The organism is Campylobacter upsaliensis (genome assembly GCF_900637395.1).
Classification (GTDB): domain Bacteria; phylum Campylobacterota; class Campylobacteria; order Campylobacterales; family Campylobacteraceae; genus Campylobacter_D; species Campylobacter_D upsaliensis.
In genome coordinates this window covers 99,929-115,563 of record NZ_LR134372.1, presented here as the reverse complement: position 1 = coordinate 115,563, position 15,635 = coordinate 99,929, and the positions used below count along the sequence as shown (strand labels likewise).

Here is a 15,635-nt window from a genome sequence, read left to right as displayed (position 1 = left end):
GGTTTAAAAATGCGTATTAAATTCCCACATATCCCCTATATAGCAAATAAAATTATGCTTGATATTAGCCATTCTTCTTTTATAGAGATTAAAGACCAGTTGGAAAAATTAAATTTATGCGTAAAAAATATTTTAGAAGAGGATTTAAATAAAGAAAAAAAATTAGACGAAAGAGCGAGAGAATTGCTTGAAAAGCAAGAAGATGAAATGGAACTTATGCAGGTTGATAGAAAAAATATGTTTTGGCTTGTGAAGCGAAAGTTGGCTGCTGAATATGATGTGATTTTAGATAAAGAGGAAAGACACAGTCGCCTTTCTCATCAAATTTTAAATGCACTTGTTGAAAATGATTATATTAATTTCATTGTGAGTGAAAATAGAGTAAAAAATCTCATTTTTTCAAGCATTGAAGATTATTTAAAAATTTATGAAACAATCGAAGATGATGTTTATGATAAGATTAGTAATTATAAAAATAAGCCCGTGCCAGGAAGTGAAGAATATGAGCTTATCTTTGAAAAGCTTTACCAAGAAGAGCTTAGAAAAAAGGGTATGTTTTGAAGGCTTATATTTATTTAGAAAACGATGTCTTTTTAAGTGCTAGGGCTTTTGGCTGTGAGGGGACCTTTTTGGGAGAGCTTGTTTTTAATACCTCGATGAGTGGTTATCAAGAAATCATTTCAGACCCTTCTTATGCAGGGCAATTCATCGTCTTTTCTATGCCAGAAATCGGCATAGTCGGCACAAATGAGGACGATGACGAGAGCAAGGATATTTTTGCGAGTGGAATTTTCGTGCGTGAGTTTAGCTCCACTTTTTCTAATTATAGAGCAAAGGAAAGTTTAGATACTTATCTTAAAAAGCATCAAAAAATAGGAATTTGTGATATAGATACGCGTTTTTTGGTTAAACTCATACGAGATAGCGGAAATTTAAGAGCCATTGTTTCGACAGAAATTTCAAATAAAGAGGAGCTTAAAGAAAAGCTTTTGGCAAGTAAAAAGATCGATGAGGTGAATTTTGTCAAAGAAGTTTCGACTAAAAAGCCCTATAAGCACGAGCAAGGCGTATGGAACGGCAAAACTTATAATGAGCCTAAAAAAGCAAAGAAAAAAATCGCCGTAATTGATTATGGTGTCAAAAGAAATATTTTAAACGAACTTGTGGATGCAAATTTGGCTGTCGAAGTTTTCCCTTACAATGTGAAAGCACAAGAATTAATCACTCTTTTTAAAAAGGGTGAAATTCACGGCGTTTTTCTTTCAAATGGTCCGGGGGAGCCTAAAATTTTAAAAGATGAAATTGCCGAAATTAAAAAATTAGCCGAAGCTAAAGTGCCTATGCTTGGCATTTGTTTGGGACATCAGCTTTTAAGCAATGCCTTTGGTTATGAAACTTATAAGATGAAATTCGGTCAGCACGGAGCAAATCACCCCGTGATTAATTTAGAAAATAAAAAAGTCGAAATTACCGCTCAAAATCATAACTACAATGTCCCAGAAGAGCTTTGTGAGGTCGCTTTTATTACGCATAGAAATTTATTTGGCGATAATGTCGAGGGCGTGAGATATAAAGACTATCCCATTATTTCCGTGCAGCATCACCCAGAAAGCTCCTCAGGTCCTCATGAGAGTAAATATATTTTTAAAGAATTTGCGAATTTACTTTGAGTGAAATTATTAGCATTATATCCATAGCATTTTTGTCAAGTTTTAGCCATTGCTATGCGATGTGCGGGGGATTTAATCTCGCTTTTTTAAAGATAAGCTCCAAGGCTAAAAATCCTTTTTTATTAAATTTATCTTATCATTTATCGCGTATTTTTGCTTATGTTTTACTTGGAATTTTATGCGGTATATTTGGCTCTTTACTTGCTTTTAATGCAAAAATTCAAAGTTTTAGTTTTTTTGTTTTGGGTATTTTTGTGAGTATTTTGGGTTTAGCCTTATTTTTCAAAGGACAGATTTTAAATTTTTTAGAAAGAAATATTTTGTGGGAGCTTTTTTTCTCAAAACTTGCTAAAAAAGCTCTTCATTTTAAAGGCTTTAATGGTGCTTTGATTTTAGGTTTTTGTAATGGCTTTGTGCCTTGTGGTTTGGTTTATTTTTTCTTAGCTAGCGCTTTAAGTCAGTCAAATTTATTAAAATCTGCTTTCATTATGCTTATTTTCGGGCTTTCTACCTTGCCCACTTTACTTTTTTTCACTTATGTTTCAAATTATATTAAAGAGCGTTTTAGCCGCCTTTTTTCAGCTCTTTCGTCCATTTTGATAGTAGGGTATGGAATTTATCTTGCTTTTATGGGATTTAAGGGCTTTATGTGAGTTTAAAGCTTAAGCGGTGAAGCTTACAAGCTCCGTATTTTGCTATGCTTTCTCTATGTGCTTTTGTGCCGTAGGCTTTATGAATTTCAAAGCCATATTGTGGGTATTTTAAGGCTAAAAATTGCATCACCTTATCTCTGCTAACCTTAGCTAAAATGCTAGCCGCACTTACTTCGGCGATAAGGCTATCAGCCTTGATTAAATTTTCTACACCTAAAACACCGTAATTTGTATTGCCGTCAAAAATTTTTCTTTGCTTTTCAAAATGCAAATGAATGATTTCAAGTCCTCTTTGCAGACATTTGCTAAGTCCTAGCGTGTCAATTTGGGCGTTTGAAAAGGCGAGGATTAGATAGTTTGAGTTTAAAATAATCTCTTCATAAAGTTTTTCACGCTTTTTTTCACTTAATTTTTTGGAATCTTTAAGCTCATTAAGGGGCTTTAAAAGCTCACAAGCCGCCATAAATAAAGGTCCAGCTAAAGCTCCTCGCCCCGCCTCATCGATACCAACAAGCATTAGCCTAAAAATTCTCTTTTAAAATACTCTTTTGGCGCTTTACATAAAGGACAGGCTGCTGGAGCTTTTTTGCCACGATGAATATGTCCGCACACTTCGCAAACCCACAATTCTTCAACTTCACTATTAAAAAATTCCTCTTCTTCAAGCATTTTTTTAAGGGCTAAATACTCCCTTTCGTGCTCTATCTCCACTTTACCTATGGCTGTAAAAAGCCTAGCGATAGCCTTCTTACCCTCATCTTCTGCGATTTTTGCAAAATTAGGATACATTATAGTATGCTCGTAATTTTCCCCTTCAGCCGCACAAACGAGATTTTTAGTCGTGATGTCTAAAGCCTTACCATCGACTAATTCGTGATAAGCCTTAAATTCCGCTCTAGCGTGCCATTTTTCATTTTCCGCAGCTTCTCTAAAATGCCTTGCCACAGCGTGCCAGCCTTCTTCTTCGGCGATATCGGCAAAAAGATCATATTTGTTTCTTGCCATTGACTCACCTGCGAAAGCTTTCATTAAATTTATGGCAGTTAAATCTTTCGTAATGCACTGCATAGGCTCATTACAGCAAGTCAAAGTTCCACCACCTACATTTTGCACCTCAACCTCATTGCCACATTTTTGACATCGATAAGTTTCGTATTGTCTCATTTTGTATCCTTTTTGATTTTCATTTTAATTCTTTTTTGAGAATCGAAAAATTATAGTACAAAAGATTTTATGTGTCAATAAGTCCTATTTTAGGACTTATTTTTTCATATTAATGGCTTTTTGTATCATTTGATCGCTTGTAGTGATGCTTTTAGAGCTTGCATCAAAAGCCCTTTGTGTAACGATAAGATTAGAAAGCTCCATACTTAAATTGACATTAGACTGCTCTAAAAAGCCTCCTTTAAATTTAGCAGTATTGACAATTTCTCCGTCTTTCATTATAAAACTTGCCTCGCCACTATTTCCTGTAGCCGCGAAGATATTATCTCCCATAGCCATTAAGCCTTGCTCATTGATGAAATTATAAAGGGCGATTTTGCCGACTATTGCGGTTTGTCCATTGCTAAATTGAGCGATTAACTCACCTCCATCGCCTATTCTGTATTGGTCGAAAAATCCTTCCGCTATGCCATCGTGTCTTGTGATGACATTTTTTTCTTTTCCCGCTTGAACATAAATTCCACTATAACCACTTCCTGCTATATTAGGGTCATAAGGCGTTCCTAGATCAATGTTAATCGTTCCTCCTTCAGGGTTATTAACGCTTTTAATGTCATTGCTTAATAAGGCTCCGTGTTGATTAAAGGTCATACTTCCTTCAGTTGGCTCTCCTACTGCTTCGCCTTTAGCATTGTAAATTTGTGCGCTTACTTTATATACCATAGTATCGCCCACTTGAGGCAAAATTCTCTCTAAAGTCAGTCTTAGTGTGCTTTTGCTCCCATCAGCGTTATAAATAGGTGCTTCTAAAATGTCCTTATTTGCCTTTTGCTGTTCCGTGCTAATTTGTGCGGATTCAAGCTTGATAGAGTCGGTATCTAAACCCTTTAAGTCAAGCTCTTTACTAACAAAATTTAAATCCTTATCCAAAGTCGCTTCAAAGCTTTGTTTAACGCCATTTTTATCGATGAAATTAAGCAAAATTCTATCATTTTCCTTAGCACTAAAAACCTCATTTTTACTTACACTTCCGCTGACTTTAAATTTTCCATCTGGTGTTTTTTCCACTTTAAAATTGTTAGGATTTAAATCGATGGTTACAACTTCAGTTTTTGTGTTGGTATTTAAATTTCCCTTCCACTGCACATTTTGCGTAACTTTTGGAGGAAGATACATATTTATAGGCACTTGTAAAGCCCCTTGTGAGCCTGTGGTGCCTAAAGTAAATTTGTCATTAGAATTTACCGTAAAGCCATTATTAATGGGTGTTCCTGTGTTTAAGTAATCGCCCATAAGTCCCGCTACTCTATCGCTATATGTTATACCCTGAAAGGCTGGATTCATCGTGCCTAACACAAAATTTCCATAAGAATCTACCAAATGCCCATTTGCATCGCGTTTAAAAGCCCCATTTCTAGTGTAATAAGGCATATCATCCGCACCCAAAACACCAAAAAAGCCCTTTCCTTGTAAAGCCACATCAAATTCCCCCTCACTTGCCACAGGAGAGCCTTGTTCAAAAACTAGTTTTGAAGAAGCTTGCGTTGAGCCATATCCTCCTTGAGCTGGATTAGTTGATTGCGAAGTGATAGTGCTATAAAAAATGTCCTTAAATTCAGCATTAGAATACTTAAAGCCTGTGGTATTGACATTTGCTATATTATTCGCACTGATGTCAATACCAAAACTATTTGTTTTAACACCACTTATTCCATTATAAAATGCACCCATCATTGCTTAAGCCTTAGGTTTTTCTTCGGGTTTTGCATTAGGGTCTGTTGGTTTGCTGTCAGTTTCTGGCTTTTCGCTATCTCCACCTGTATTATTGTTTGAGTTATTAGAACCTAGACTAAATTTATAATCTGTAATCTCCCCTAAAGCGTCAAATGGCACTTCTTGCCCTGCCATTTTTGCATAGGCAACCCCTTCTTTAAACACTACACCCTCGATAGGATAAGTTCCATAGCTTGCTGTTACTTTCTCACCTTGCTGATTGTTATAGACGATTTTAACCGTATATTCTCCATCCCCTGCATAAACACCATCATTATTTCTACCCGGCCACTCCATAGTAAAGTGTCCTGCTGAAACTTCCTTGCCCTCGCTCGCTTTTTCCGTATAAACAAGCTTATTATCTTTATCATAGACTTCTAGGGTAATTCCGTCTTTATTTGACGCTTCTGGTAAATACATCTTAAGGGCGATAACTTCATTAGATCCTGTAAGCTTGATTTTATTATCTGCAACGGTTGCCATTTTACCGATAGCTCCTAAAGCACCTATGCTTTGACTTGTTCCCATAGCGTTTGAGAGTTTTTCCATTTGCGCGACCATTTGTTGCATAGTGTTATTAGTGTTTTGTTGCATTTCAAGGGCTGCTAGTTGCGAAGTTTGCGTAAGCATTTTATCACTATCCATAGGGTCAGTTGGATCTTGATGCTGCATTTCTATTAAAAGAAGCTTTAAGAAGGCATCTTTGTCTAAAACAGCTCCGGGATTGCCTTGATTATTAGGAGTTAGACTTCCTCCATTATTTTGGGTGGTGTCGTTTGGTTTGCTTTGTGTATTTTGCCAGTTTAAATTTGGATTCCATTCCGTTGTCATTTTAAGCTCCTTATTTAAAGTCTTTTCTATAATAAAAGCAAAAATCGTTCCACTTTAGAAATATTTTGCTAAAACAAGTTCTAAATTAATTTTAGGACTATTTTCTTCTTCAAAATTTTCTTCATAATAATGTGATTTTGCTTTCTTTTCTTGCTGCTGTTCTCTTTTGCCTTGCTCGCTAAAATTCATTTCAAGCCCTGTAAAACCCATATTTACAAGAGAATTTTTAAATTCGGCTTGGTGCTGTAAAAATAAATTCATCGCATTATGATTGGAATTAAAATTAATGTGAAGATTTGCTCCTCTTTGCACTAAAGTTACTTCAACTTCACCCAAATTTGAAGGATTAAGCGTAATGCTTAGTTTGGTAATAGGCGCTTTATACTGCTCCATAGCCTCTTTTAAATCTTTAGAAAAGTATTGTAAGGTCTCTTTTGGAGAGATGATTTTTTGATTTTGATTGACCCTGCTTAAATCTTTGACAAGATTATTTAAATCATCTATGCCAGACTTTTCTGTATTGGCGGTATTTTCGCCATTTTCTTTAGTGAATAATTCTTTATTTGTTTCTTTATTTAAAAGCTCGCTAAAAAGATTTTCACTCGTTTTATTTTGCACGACTTTTGTTAAATTTTCGCTTGTGATTTTTAATCCCTCGCTAAGATGATTTAATTTCACATCTTTAAGATTTTCTTTGCTAGTTTCTTTTTGTGTAAATTCTTTTTGTATGAAATCTTTAACATTGGGCGTTTCTTTTATTGTCTCTTTTGCTATATCTTTACCTAAAGTAGCATTTAAAACGGCTTCTTTGAGAGGGGATTTAGTTTTTTCTTGTAAATTGACATTTTCATCAGGTTTATTTAAAGGCTCTTTGCCCAAATGAGTCATCTCTTTTAAATCTTCTTTTTGAGTTTTTAAATTTTCCTTTTGAGTGCTTAAATCTTCTTTTTGAGTCTTAAAATTTTCCTTTTGAATATTTAAACTCTCTTTTTGAATCTTCAAATTTTCCTTTTGAGTGCTTAAATTCTCTTTTTTAGGTTCTAAATTTGGCTCTTTTATTTCTTCTTTAAGTTTAAAAGTTTCTTTGCTTTGCGTTTCTTTTTCATTGATTTTAGTTTTTTGTGAAAATTTTTCTACAACTTCGTTTAAAATTTCATTTTTATTAGTTTTTATAGGAGTTTTTAGCTCTATCTCCTCATCGTTTTCTTTTTTAGCTTTATCAAACTGATGAGTTTTATCCTCTTTTTTGATAAGAAAGTCTAAATTTTGCAAAGTTTTAGAAAGCAAGGAATTTGCCTCATTTGTTTTTGCAGGTGTTTTATTTTGCGTGTGCAAATTTTTATCTAAGCTTTTTTCTATATGGGCTAATTTATGATTTAAAACTTCTTTAAAAACATTATCAATAGCCCCCTTAAAAAAGTCTTTTTTATCTAAATTTGGAAAAGTCGCTTTCAAATCAAGCAATCTATCGATCTTAATGTCCCTAACCTCAAGTCCCATATCTTTAGCCAAATTTAAAAGCTCTCCTAAGCTGTTTGCATTTTTAAGAGCATTAAAATTATTTTCATTTTTGATGAGTTGTAAAAGGGTATTATTATTTGCAAGATTGGCTAATTTTACATTAGAAAGATCCGTTTTTAATTTATCAAGCACGGATAAAATTTGCATTAGAGGGGCGGATTCAAAAACGCTTATTTTATCCCCCTCATCAAAATTGCCGATTTGTAATTTTTGCATCACTTCACCCACGATTTCGCTTTCGCTTATCTTCATATGCGTTGGCAAATGCTCATTTGTCTCCTCAATGGAGGCAAGTAAAGCATTTAAAAAGCTCTCCCTTTCATTTTCACCAGCTTTTTCTTCTTTTGGATTATTTTTAATCGTTTTGCTAAAAGAAGCTTGACTAGTTTTACTTGGGGCGAGATTTAAAATCTCGCTTTGTGGGGCTAAATTTGACATTTTTAATCCTTAGTTTATTTTAAAAAATTGTCCTTTGTTAGGGCTGGAAATTTTTTTTCTAAATAAGAATTTTCATAAACTTTTATCATTTTATCTTTTTGTAAAGAAACTAAGATATCCAAAAGTTCGTTCAAATTCTTTGCTTTTGAAATTTTTTTGAAATTTTTCTCATTGTCTAAAAGTTCGCTTAATTCGCTTGAAATTCGTGCCATTTTATTATTTTTTTCACTTTTTAAAATTTCTAGTAAATTAAGAACTTGCATTAATGTTTCGCTTTCCCTTGCTTCACACTCTGCGTTAAAAATTTCGCTTAAAAGCACTTCGTTAAGTGGTTTTGACATTTTGTATCCTTTCAAAATTAAGTCTTGCAGATACTAAAGCAAAAAGTATTCCAACTTTGTCATAGTTAAATTTTCAATCTTTAAGCAAAGTTTTTATATAATTAGCCCTTTTAAATCTTTGGGAGTTACAATGGAAAATATAAGAAATATCGCCGTCATCGCCCATGTTGATCACGGAAAAACGACTATGGTCGATGAGCTTTTAAAGCAATCAGGCACTTTTAGCGAAAGAGAGCAAATCGCAGAACGCGTTATGGATAGTAATGATATAGAGAAAGAAAGGGGCATTACTATACTTTCTAAAAACACAGCCATTAATTACAAAGGCACGAAGATTAATATCATCGATACCCCCGGACACGCTGATTTTGGTGGCGAGGTGGAACGGGTTTTAAAGATGATCGATGGTGTTTTACTTTTAGTCGATGCACAAGAGGGAGTGATGCCGCAAACTAAATTTGTGGTAAAAAAGGCTTTACAGCTTGGCTTAAAACCCATAGTTGTGATTAATAAAATTGATAAACCAGCAGCTGATCCTGAAAGAGTGATTAATGAAATTTTTGACCTTTTTGTCGCTTTGGATGCCAATGATGAACAGCTTGATTTTGCCATTGTTTATGCGGCGGCTAAAAATGGCTATGCAAAACTTGATTTAAACGATACAAGTGATAATATGGAGCCACTTTTTAAAACAATCCTTGAAAGAGTTCCCGCTCCAAGCGGAGATAAGCAAAATCCTCTCCAACTTCAAGTTTTCACACTAGGCTATGATAATTTTGTCGGTAAAATAGGCATAGCAAGAATTTTTAATGGCGTTGTAAAGAAAAATCAATCTGTAATGTTAGTCAAAGCAGACGGAGAAAAGGTTAATGGCAGAATTTCCAAGCTCATAGGCTTTATGGGCTTAGAAAAAATGGACATTGAGGAGGCAAGCAGTGGAGATATAGTCGCTATCGCTGGTTTTGAAACCTTAGATGTAGGAGATAGTGTCGTATGCCCTAATAATCCTATGCCTTTAGACCCCCTTCACATTGAGGAGCCGACTTTAAGCATTGTTTTTGCCGTTAATGACGGACCTCTTGCTGGCACGGAGGGAAAACATGTAACCTCTAACAAAATCGCCGAACGCCTAGAAGCAGAAATGAAAACTAACATCGCTATGAAATATGAAAGCAGTGGCGAGGGTAAATTTAAAGTCAGCGGCAGGGGTGAGCTACAAATCACAATTTTAGCAGAAAATATGCGTAGAGAAGGCTTTGAGTTTTGTATGGGACGCCCTGAAGTAATTGTCAAAAACGAAGACGGCGTTAAAACAGAGCCTTTCGAGCATTTAGTCATCGATGTGCCGGAGGAATTTAGCGGAGCAGTCATTGAAAAACTAGGCAAAAGAAAAGCAGAGATGAAAACGATGTCTCCCACAGGAGATGGACAAACAAGGCTTGAGTTTGAAATCCCAGCAAGGGGACTTATAGGCTTTAGAAGCCAGTTTTTAACGGATACTAAGGGCGAGGGCGTGATGAATCATAGCTTTTTGGAATTTCGTCCCTTTAGCGGAGCGGTGGAGAAAAGGGCAAATGGTGCTTTGATTTCTATGGAAAATGGCGTGGCTTTGGGCTATTCTTTATTTAATCTTCAAGACAGGGGCGTGCTTTTCATCGAGCCGCAAACTAAGGTTTATACGGGTATGATTATAGGGGAGCATAGCCGTAGTAACGACCTTGATGTTAATCCTATCAAAGGTAAGAATTTAACAAATGTTAGAGCCAGTGGGAGTGATGATGCAATTAAGCTTGTCCCTCCTAGAAAACTCAGCCTTGAAAGAGCCTTAGAGTGGATAGAAGAAGACGAGCTTGTCGAGGTTACACCGCTTAATGTGCGTGTGAGAAAACGCTATCTTGACCCAACTCAAAGAAAAAGAATGGAAAAAAGCAAGTCTTAATGGCAAATTTAGAAAGTCAAAGGCTCTATATCTTAAAACGCTTAGGGATTTTGAAATTCTTAAGCGTCATTGAAGCCTTACTGGTGGGCTTTTTGGCTTTTGTTTTTATCAAAGATATGGTGATTGCTATGATTGGGGCTATGTTTGTAGGCGTATTTTTTTACCGCCTTACAAGCAAAAAGCTTATAAAAAGCAAAAAGGAGCTTGAAACTAGCGTTTTAAAGCTTTTTTTAATGCGTCATAAGGCGTATTTTCCCATTAATGAGCTTTCACGCGAGGAATTTATGCAATTTAAATTAAGCGAAGATTTAAAGGAATTTCATTGCGAAAAGGGCATTAAATTTAAAAATTTTGCCTTGTATGATGTGAAATTTAAGGATCATTTGGGGCGCCTTTTTTGTGGAATTTGTTTGATTTCAAAGCAGGTGTTAAATGGTGGCGATGAAGAGCAAATTTATAAGAAAGTAGTAGGAAAAAATTTCGAGCTTTCAAGCTATTTTGCTAAAGAAGGGCGTGTTTTGATCGCCTGTTTGGCGAATCCTTTCTTTGTCAATCTTAAAAAAGATGTAGAGGAAAATTTGAAAATAATGCAAGGGAATTTAGAAAAACTAAATTCCCTTTTTAACGCTTAATCGTCAAATTTTTGCCCCAAAATATTGCCATTAAAGTCTGTATAAACTTCCATATTATTATTAAATTTAAATTTATAGCCGTTAATTTGCTTTTCGACTTTGAAAATTTGTGCGTTTGGTTGGCTCACTTGCACTTTAGCTACAAGAGTAGAAGGTAAGAATCCAAGCGGAATTGCCTTATATTTACCATCAACTTCCTTCCATTCTCCATTGATGATAAAATCAATTTCCGTGCCGTCCGTCAAAGTTACATCGTAAGAATCTAGGTCTTTTTTTGCAAGTCCTATATTAACACCCTTAAAATGTGTGTTTAAAAAGCTTTGCGCATTGTTAGGAAGCTGGGCTGGACTTATAACCATATCTTGTGCATAAAGCACAGCTGCACTTAGTAAAGCTGCTAGAGCGATTTTTGTTTTCATTGTTTCTCCTTTAAATTGATAAGAGAACTTTAACATTTTTTTGTGAAGTTAATGTGAAGTAAAAATTATAAATTTGCTATATGCTTTACCGCTTCATAAGCGTTATTTTTGATACAATCGCTATATTTTTGTAGGCTTTCTATACTTTCATAACCACAGCTTAAGGCTATATGAGAAATTCCTGCTGCCTTAGCCGCTAAAATGTCAAATTGAGTATCGCCTATCATAAAAGCGTGAGTTTTGTCTTTATTTAATCTTTTTAATGCCGTTAAAATAGGCTCTGGGTGAGGTTTTGCAAACTGCACATCATTACGCCCTACTATGCTTTTAAAGAAATGTCCCACTCCTAAAAAATCTAGCAAAGGCTTAGTAAATTGCGACCCCTTAGTCGTTACAACCGCTAAATCTGCAAATTCGCTAGCCATTTCTAAAGCCTCTTTAGCTAAAGGCAAAAGCGTGGTTTGGTCTAAATAAATGGTGCGGTATTTTTCTCTATAAAAATCGACAAATTGCTCGGCTAAATACGCTTTTTCTTTACAAAGCACTTTAAAAGCTTCATCAAGTGGAAGTCCTATTAAGCGTTTAATATCCTCATCTAAGCTAGGCTTTAAGCCCAGCTTTTCAAAGGCGAAGTGAAAAGAATTTAAGATGGCAGGCGTTGAGTCTATCAAGGTGCCATCTAGGTCGAAAAGAAGAGTTTTATCTTTCATTGAGCGAGGAAAAATCTTGCTTCAACTCTTCTATTATCCGCTCTACCTTCTTTTGTTTCGTTGCTTGAGCGTGGTTTATCTTGCCCATAGCCTTTAACTTCAATGCGTTTTTTATCTACGCCAAATTTCATAAGCTCATTTGCGACTCTTTGTGCGCGGCGTTCAGAAAGCTTTTGGTTATAAGCTCTTGAGCCTATGTTATCTGTGTGTCCCTCTAAAATGGTGTTGTATTTTTCATTTTCTTCTAGGACCTTGGCGATATTTTGAATTTTGCTTTCAAAAGCTGGATTTATAGTTGTTTTGTCAAAGTCAAAATGCCCTTCTAAGCTAATGGTTTTTCCTTCAAGTGAAGTTTCTTCCGGGGAGTTTTTTTGAGTATTAGTTGTCGAGCTATTTTTTGAGCCACCAAAGCCAAAACTTACGCCAAGCGTAGTAACCCAGTTATGATTTGCTTCGTGGAAGCTTATTTGGTCTCTTGTCTCAAGTCTTAAAGCTAAAGAATCTGTAAGTTTATACTTCATACCCGCACCATAATGCCCAAAACCGCCACTTTCATTGTCAAACTGCTCGTTAGAAAATCTTTCATAACCTCCACCAGCTAAACCATAAAAGTAAAAGCTTTCACCTACATCGATGCCCTTAATCGCACTTAAAAATACTTTCGTAAGATTTGTTCTATCAGTGTTAGAATATTTTACATTAGAATAATGCTCCAAGCCAAGCTCAAGTTGGTCAAGCCAAAAATCATCAAAATGATAGCCAAGTCTCACACCAGGCGCTGCTCTATCATCAAGGTCTAAATTTCCCTCAAATTTATTAAAACTAAAGGTAGGAGTTAGTTCAAATTTGACACTATTATCCGCTGCAAATAAAGCACTTGCTAAACCTAAACATAAAAATACTTTTTTCATAACAAACCTTTCAAAAATGAATTTAAAATCCACATTAACGCTTAGAGAACTGCGGACTTCTTCTTGCTTTTCTGCGTCCGTATTTCTTACGCTCTACGCTTCTACTATCTCTTGTTAATAAGCCTTGCGGTTTAAGTAAGGCTCTAAAGTCAGCGTCCATAGCAGCTAAAGCCCTTGAAATCCCGTGTCTTAAAGCTTCAGCTTGTGCGGAGTAGCCTCCCCCTAAAGTCGTTGCGCGTATATCCATACTTGCTTCTTGTTTTGTTACAAGTAGAGGTTGCACGACTTTAAGTTTTATCGCTTCGTGTCCGCCAAGCCAAGTGTTTAAATCCACTCCATTAACGCTTATTTTTCCACTACCTGACTTAATCCAAACCTTAGCGATAGCGGTTTTTCTCTTACCTGTTGCGTATGTTGCTTTTGCCATAATTATTTTCCTTCTTTAGCGATTTGTGCGGTGTGAGGATGCTCACTTCCTGCGTAAATTTTAAGTTTTTTAAGCATAGCTCTACCTAAATTTGTTTTAGGAAGCATACCTCTAACGGCTAATTTATAAAGCTTTGCAGGGTTTTTTTCAAGCAAATCTCCAAATTTTTCACTTTTCACACTTCCAAAATAGCCAGAATGCCTATGATAAAGCTTATCTTCAGCCTTATTTGCTCCAGTGAAAACAGCTTTTGAAGCATTGATGATGACGACATAATCTCCACAATCGACATTTGGTGTATAACAAGGCTTATTTTTACCTCTTAAAATAGTCGCCACCTCTGTTAAAAGACGACCGAAACGCTTTCCTTCAGCGTCTAAAACGATCCATTCGCGTTTGACCTCGTTTGGCTTTGTTATCTTTGTCATTTTCTTACCTTTTGCCAAAAATTTAAAAAGGCAATTATAATAATATTTTCTTTAATTTAACTTAATTTAAGCTTTTTTAAAGCTTAAATATTTACCATTGCAATTTCCCTGTTCTATTTGGTTTTTCTAAAATTTGTTTGACATCGTTCATATCTTTTATGCTTAATGTTTCGCCATAGAGACTACAAATACCATTCAAAGCATTGTAGATTCCAACATCATTGTTATTTGCATAGGCTAATTGATAGTCTCTAAAAGAAGAATCTATAACCATTAATCTTTGATGGTGTGTTTCCTCGATAAGCTGCTCTAGCTTTTCTCGATTTTCTATCAATACAGGCAATTTTTCTGCGACTAAATTTGCTATCTCCTCTGCCCTTAGCTTTGCTTTATCTCTTGCGGCATACACACCAAAGAGAGCATCTACTGCCATATCTATGCTTCTACTTGTAACGACAACTGCAAATGCCGCTGCAACAATGGCAAGCACTGGGGCGATAAAAGGGGCAAGTGGAGGCATTATACCCAACAATGCACTTTCTATTTGTTTTTCTAAACCCACTGCCCCAACAACCCAAGCTGCTGAAAAAAGAGATTTTAAAATCGTTTTTGTAAGCGTTCTAAAATCCTTGATTTCACCTTTTATATAAGAATATATACCATTATAAATGGATTTTGCAGAAGTTCGCAAGCTAGACCAAAGCTGCCTTAAACTCCCAGCAACACTTTTAAAAATCTGCCCCACAATCCCAACCACTACATCAATCGCACCAAATCCAGCACCCCTTGCAAAATTACTTTGAAAGGCTTCTTTTACCTTTTGCAATAACCGCTTGATTCTAGTCATAATAGAAGTTTCAGAATCTACCTTACCGCTAAACATATCCTTCACTTCCCAGATGATTCCGTTTGCAAGTGTTGATAGAGTAACCACAATCGCATCGCTAAATCCTGCTTGGGCTATATGCCCGCTTGCTACTACGCTTTGAGTTATCACAGCCGTTGTGCGTGGATTTTCAGCCATAAGACGATTGCAAGTATTACTCGCATTAAGTTTTTCTAGAGCGATTTTTGCCTTTTCTGCCTTTGCAACTGCTTTTTCATCATTTGGATTTTGTTTCCCATTTGCGATCATTTTCTCCAAATTTTCCTTATGTTCTTTGTATTCATCAAAAGGCACTTTAAGTTCATCTGCCGCACTATCGCCTACTAAATATCTATCCTTAAGTAATCCCTCTGTGTTTTTAATAACCTTAAGTTGTGCGGATTTTACTACATTGCCATTTTTATCAAGGGTTATTGTGTCTGTGGTGTTGTGATTTTTTGTTGCAAAATCTCCAATTTTGTCAAAATCCATATTTTTCACTTCATCGCCATAATAAGTTAGAATATATTCCACCTTTGCCCTATCTTTTTCATTTAGATTCTCTAGTTTCTTGCCACTTGCAAGCATTTCACGCACATTTTTAATGTCATATAGCGTATCTGTTGTGTAAGTTTTATTACCATTATTAGCAAGAGAATCTTTTATATTTTGATTGCCTATATCAAGCTCTTCAAAGGTTTGTCCAAAATATTGATCATTCTTTTTGTGCTGATTATACGCTTTACTTGCATCAAGCGTCATCTGCACACTTGCCCCATATGCTGCATAGGTATTTAAACTAAAGATATTTAACCCAAAACGAGCCAAAGTTTGTGTGCCAATTTCTTCAATTACTTCTTCATAAAGTGCTTTTTGTGCCATATTAATCCTTTAAGCTACAAGAGATTATAAA

General features: G+C 35.6%; 17 protein-coding genes. 5 read left to right on the top strand and 12 right to left on the bottom strand.

The window, feature by feature from the left end; translation table 11 throughout:
- The first annotated feature begins 9 nt into the window (after positions 1-9).
- The 3 genes from EL158_RS00565 to EL158_RS00555 are packed head-to-tail and all read left to right on the top strand — an operon-like array spanning position 10 to position 2,323.
- Positions 10-561 carry a DUF507 family protein gene (locus EL158_RS00565; protein WP_027304388.1) on the top strand — a complete coding sequence of 184 codons (552 nt, stop codon included), beginning with the start codon at positions 10-12 and terminating at the stop codon, positions 559-561.
- The gene (gene carA / locus EL158_RS00560) at positions 558-1,670 is read left to right on the top strand and encodes a glutamine-hydrolyzing carbamoyl-phosphate synthase small subunit (protein WP_027304387.1); all 1,113 of its coding nucleotides are present in this window, start codon (positions 558-560) and stop codon (positions 1,668-1,670) included. Before EL158_RS00565 ends, carA begins: the two co-directional genes overlap by 4 nt.
- Positions 1,667-2,323, top strand: a complete 657-nt coding sequence (locus EL158_RS00555) for a sulfite exporter TauE/SafE family protein (RefSeq protein WP_027304386.1) — start codon at positions 1,667-1,669, stop codon at positions 2,321-2,323. The genes carA and EL158_RS00555 overlap by 4 nt, the downstream gene beginning before the upstream one ends.
- On the opposite strand, the gene rnhB is transcribed toward EL158_RS00555, so the two are convergent.
- The 6 genes from rnhB to EL158_RS00525 all read right to left on the bottom strand — a co-directional run bounded on the left by rnhB (position 2,316) and on the right by EL158_RS00525 (position 8,391).
- Positions 2,316-2,840 (bottom strand): ribonuclease HII, encoded by a 525-nt coding sequence (gene rnhB / locus EL158_RS00550; RefSeq protein ID WP_027304385.1) that lies wholly within the window; start codon positions 2,838-2,840, stop codon positions 2,316-2,318. The genes EL158_RS00555 and rnhB overlap by 8 nt on opposite strands.
- Complete coding sequence (locus tag EL158_RS00545; RefSeq protein ID WP_027304384.1) at positions 2,840-3,487, bottom strand: ferritin family protein; 648 nt, start codon at positions 3,485-3,487, stop codon at positions 2,840-2,842. Before EL158_RS00545 ends, rnhB begins: the two co-directional genes overlap by 1 nt.
- Before the next feature lie 96 nt (positions 3,488-3,583).
- Positions 3,584-5,221, bottom strand: a complete 1,638-nt coding sequence (locus EL158_RS00540) for a flagellar hook-basal body complex protein (protein ID WP_027304383.1) — start codon at positions 5,219-5,221, stop codon at positions 3,584-3,586.
- A gap of 3 nt (positions 5,222-5,224) precedes the next feature.
- Positions 5,225-6,091: a flagellar basal body rod modification protein gene (locus EL158_RS00535; protein WP_027304382.1), complete on the bottom strand. Its 867-nt coding sequence runs from the start codon at positions 6,089-6,091 to the stop codon at positions 5,225-5,227.
- Positions 6,092-6,145: 54 nt separating this feature from the next.
- Positions 6,146-8,050, bottom strand: a complete 1,905-nt coding sequence (gene fliK / locus EL158_RS00530; RefSeq protein ID WP_027304381.1) for a flagellar hook-length control protein FliK — start codon at positions 8,048-8,050, stop codon at positions 6,146-6,148.
- Between the two features lie 14 nt (positions 8,051-8,064).
- Positions 8,065-8,391 carry a hypothetical protein gene (locus EL158_RS00525; protein ID WP_027304380.1) on the bottom strand — a complete coding sequence of 109 codons (327 nt, stop codon included), beginning with the start codon at positions 8,389-8,391 and terminating at the stop codon, positions 8,065-8,067.
- Positions 8,392-8,521: 130 nt separating this feature from the next.
- Here EL158_RS00525 and typA point away from each other — a divergent pair, with 130 nt between their 5' ends.
- Complete coding sequence (gene typA, locus EL158_RS00520; RefSeq protein WP_027304379.1) at positions 8,522-10,330, top strand: translational GTPase TypA; 1,809 nt, start codon at positions 8,522-8,524, stop codon at positions 10,328-10,330.
- Positions 10,330-10,962: a hypothetical protein gene (locus EL158_RS00515; protein WP_027304378.1), complete on the top strand. Its 633-nt coding sequence runs from the start codon at positions 10,330-10,332 to the stop codon at positions 10,960-10,962. The genes typA and EL158_RS00515 overlap by 1 nt, the downstream gene beginning before the upstream one ends.
- On the opposite strand, the gene EL158_RS00510 is transcribed toward EL158_RS00515, so the two are convergent.
- The 6 genes from EL158_RS00510 to EL158_RS08455 all read right to left on the bottom strand — a co-directional run bounded on the left by EL158_RS00510 (position 10,959) and on the right by EL158_RS08455 (position 15,604).
- Positions 10,959-11,381, bottom strand: coding sequence for a PepSY-like domain-containing protein (locus tag EL158_RS00510; RefSeq protein WP_027304377.1), 423 nt, complete (start codon positions 11,379-11,381; stop codon positions 10,959-10,961). The genes EL158_RS00515 and EL158_RS00510 overlap by 4 nt on opposite strands.
- A gap of 65 nt (positions 11,382-11,446) precedes the next feature.
- Complete coding sequence (locus tag EL158_RS00505; protein ID WP_027304376.1) at positions 11,447-12,091, bottom strand: HAD family hydrolase; 645 nt, start codon at positions 12,089-12,091, stop codon at positions 11,447-11,449.
- A complete protein-coding gene (locus tag EL158_RS00500) occupies positions 12,088-13,002 on the bottom strand; it encodes an outer membrane protein A (RefSeq protein WP_027304375.1) in 915 nt (304 codons plus the stop codon). The genes EL158_RS00505 and EL158_RS00500 overlap by 4 nt, the downstream gene beginning before the upstream one ends.
- A 34-nt stretch (positions 13,003-13,036) precedes the next feature.
- On the bottom strand, positions 13,037-13,429 hold the full coding sequence (gene rpsI / locus EL158_RS00495; RefSeq protein ID WP_027304374.1) for a 30S ribosomal protein S9: 393 nt from the start codon (positions 13,427-13,429) through the stop codon (positions 13,037-13,039).
- Between the two features lie 2 nt (positions 13,430-13,431).
- The gene (gene rplM, locus EL158_RS00490; protein ID WP_027304373.1) at positions 13,432-13,857 is read right to left on the bottom strand and encodes a 50S ribosomal protein L13; all 426 of its coding nucleotides are present in this window, start codon (positions 13,855-13,857) and stop codon (positions 13,432-13,434) included.
- 91 nt (positions 13,858-13,948) lie between these two features.
- On the bottom strand, positions 13,949-15,604 hold the full coding sequence (locus EL158_RS08455; RefSeq protein WP_027304372.1) for a phage tail family protein: 1,656 nt from the start codon (positions 15,602-15,604) through the stop codon (positions 13,949-13,951).
- Positions 15,605-15,635: the final 31 nt, after the last annotated feature.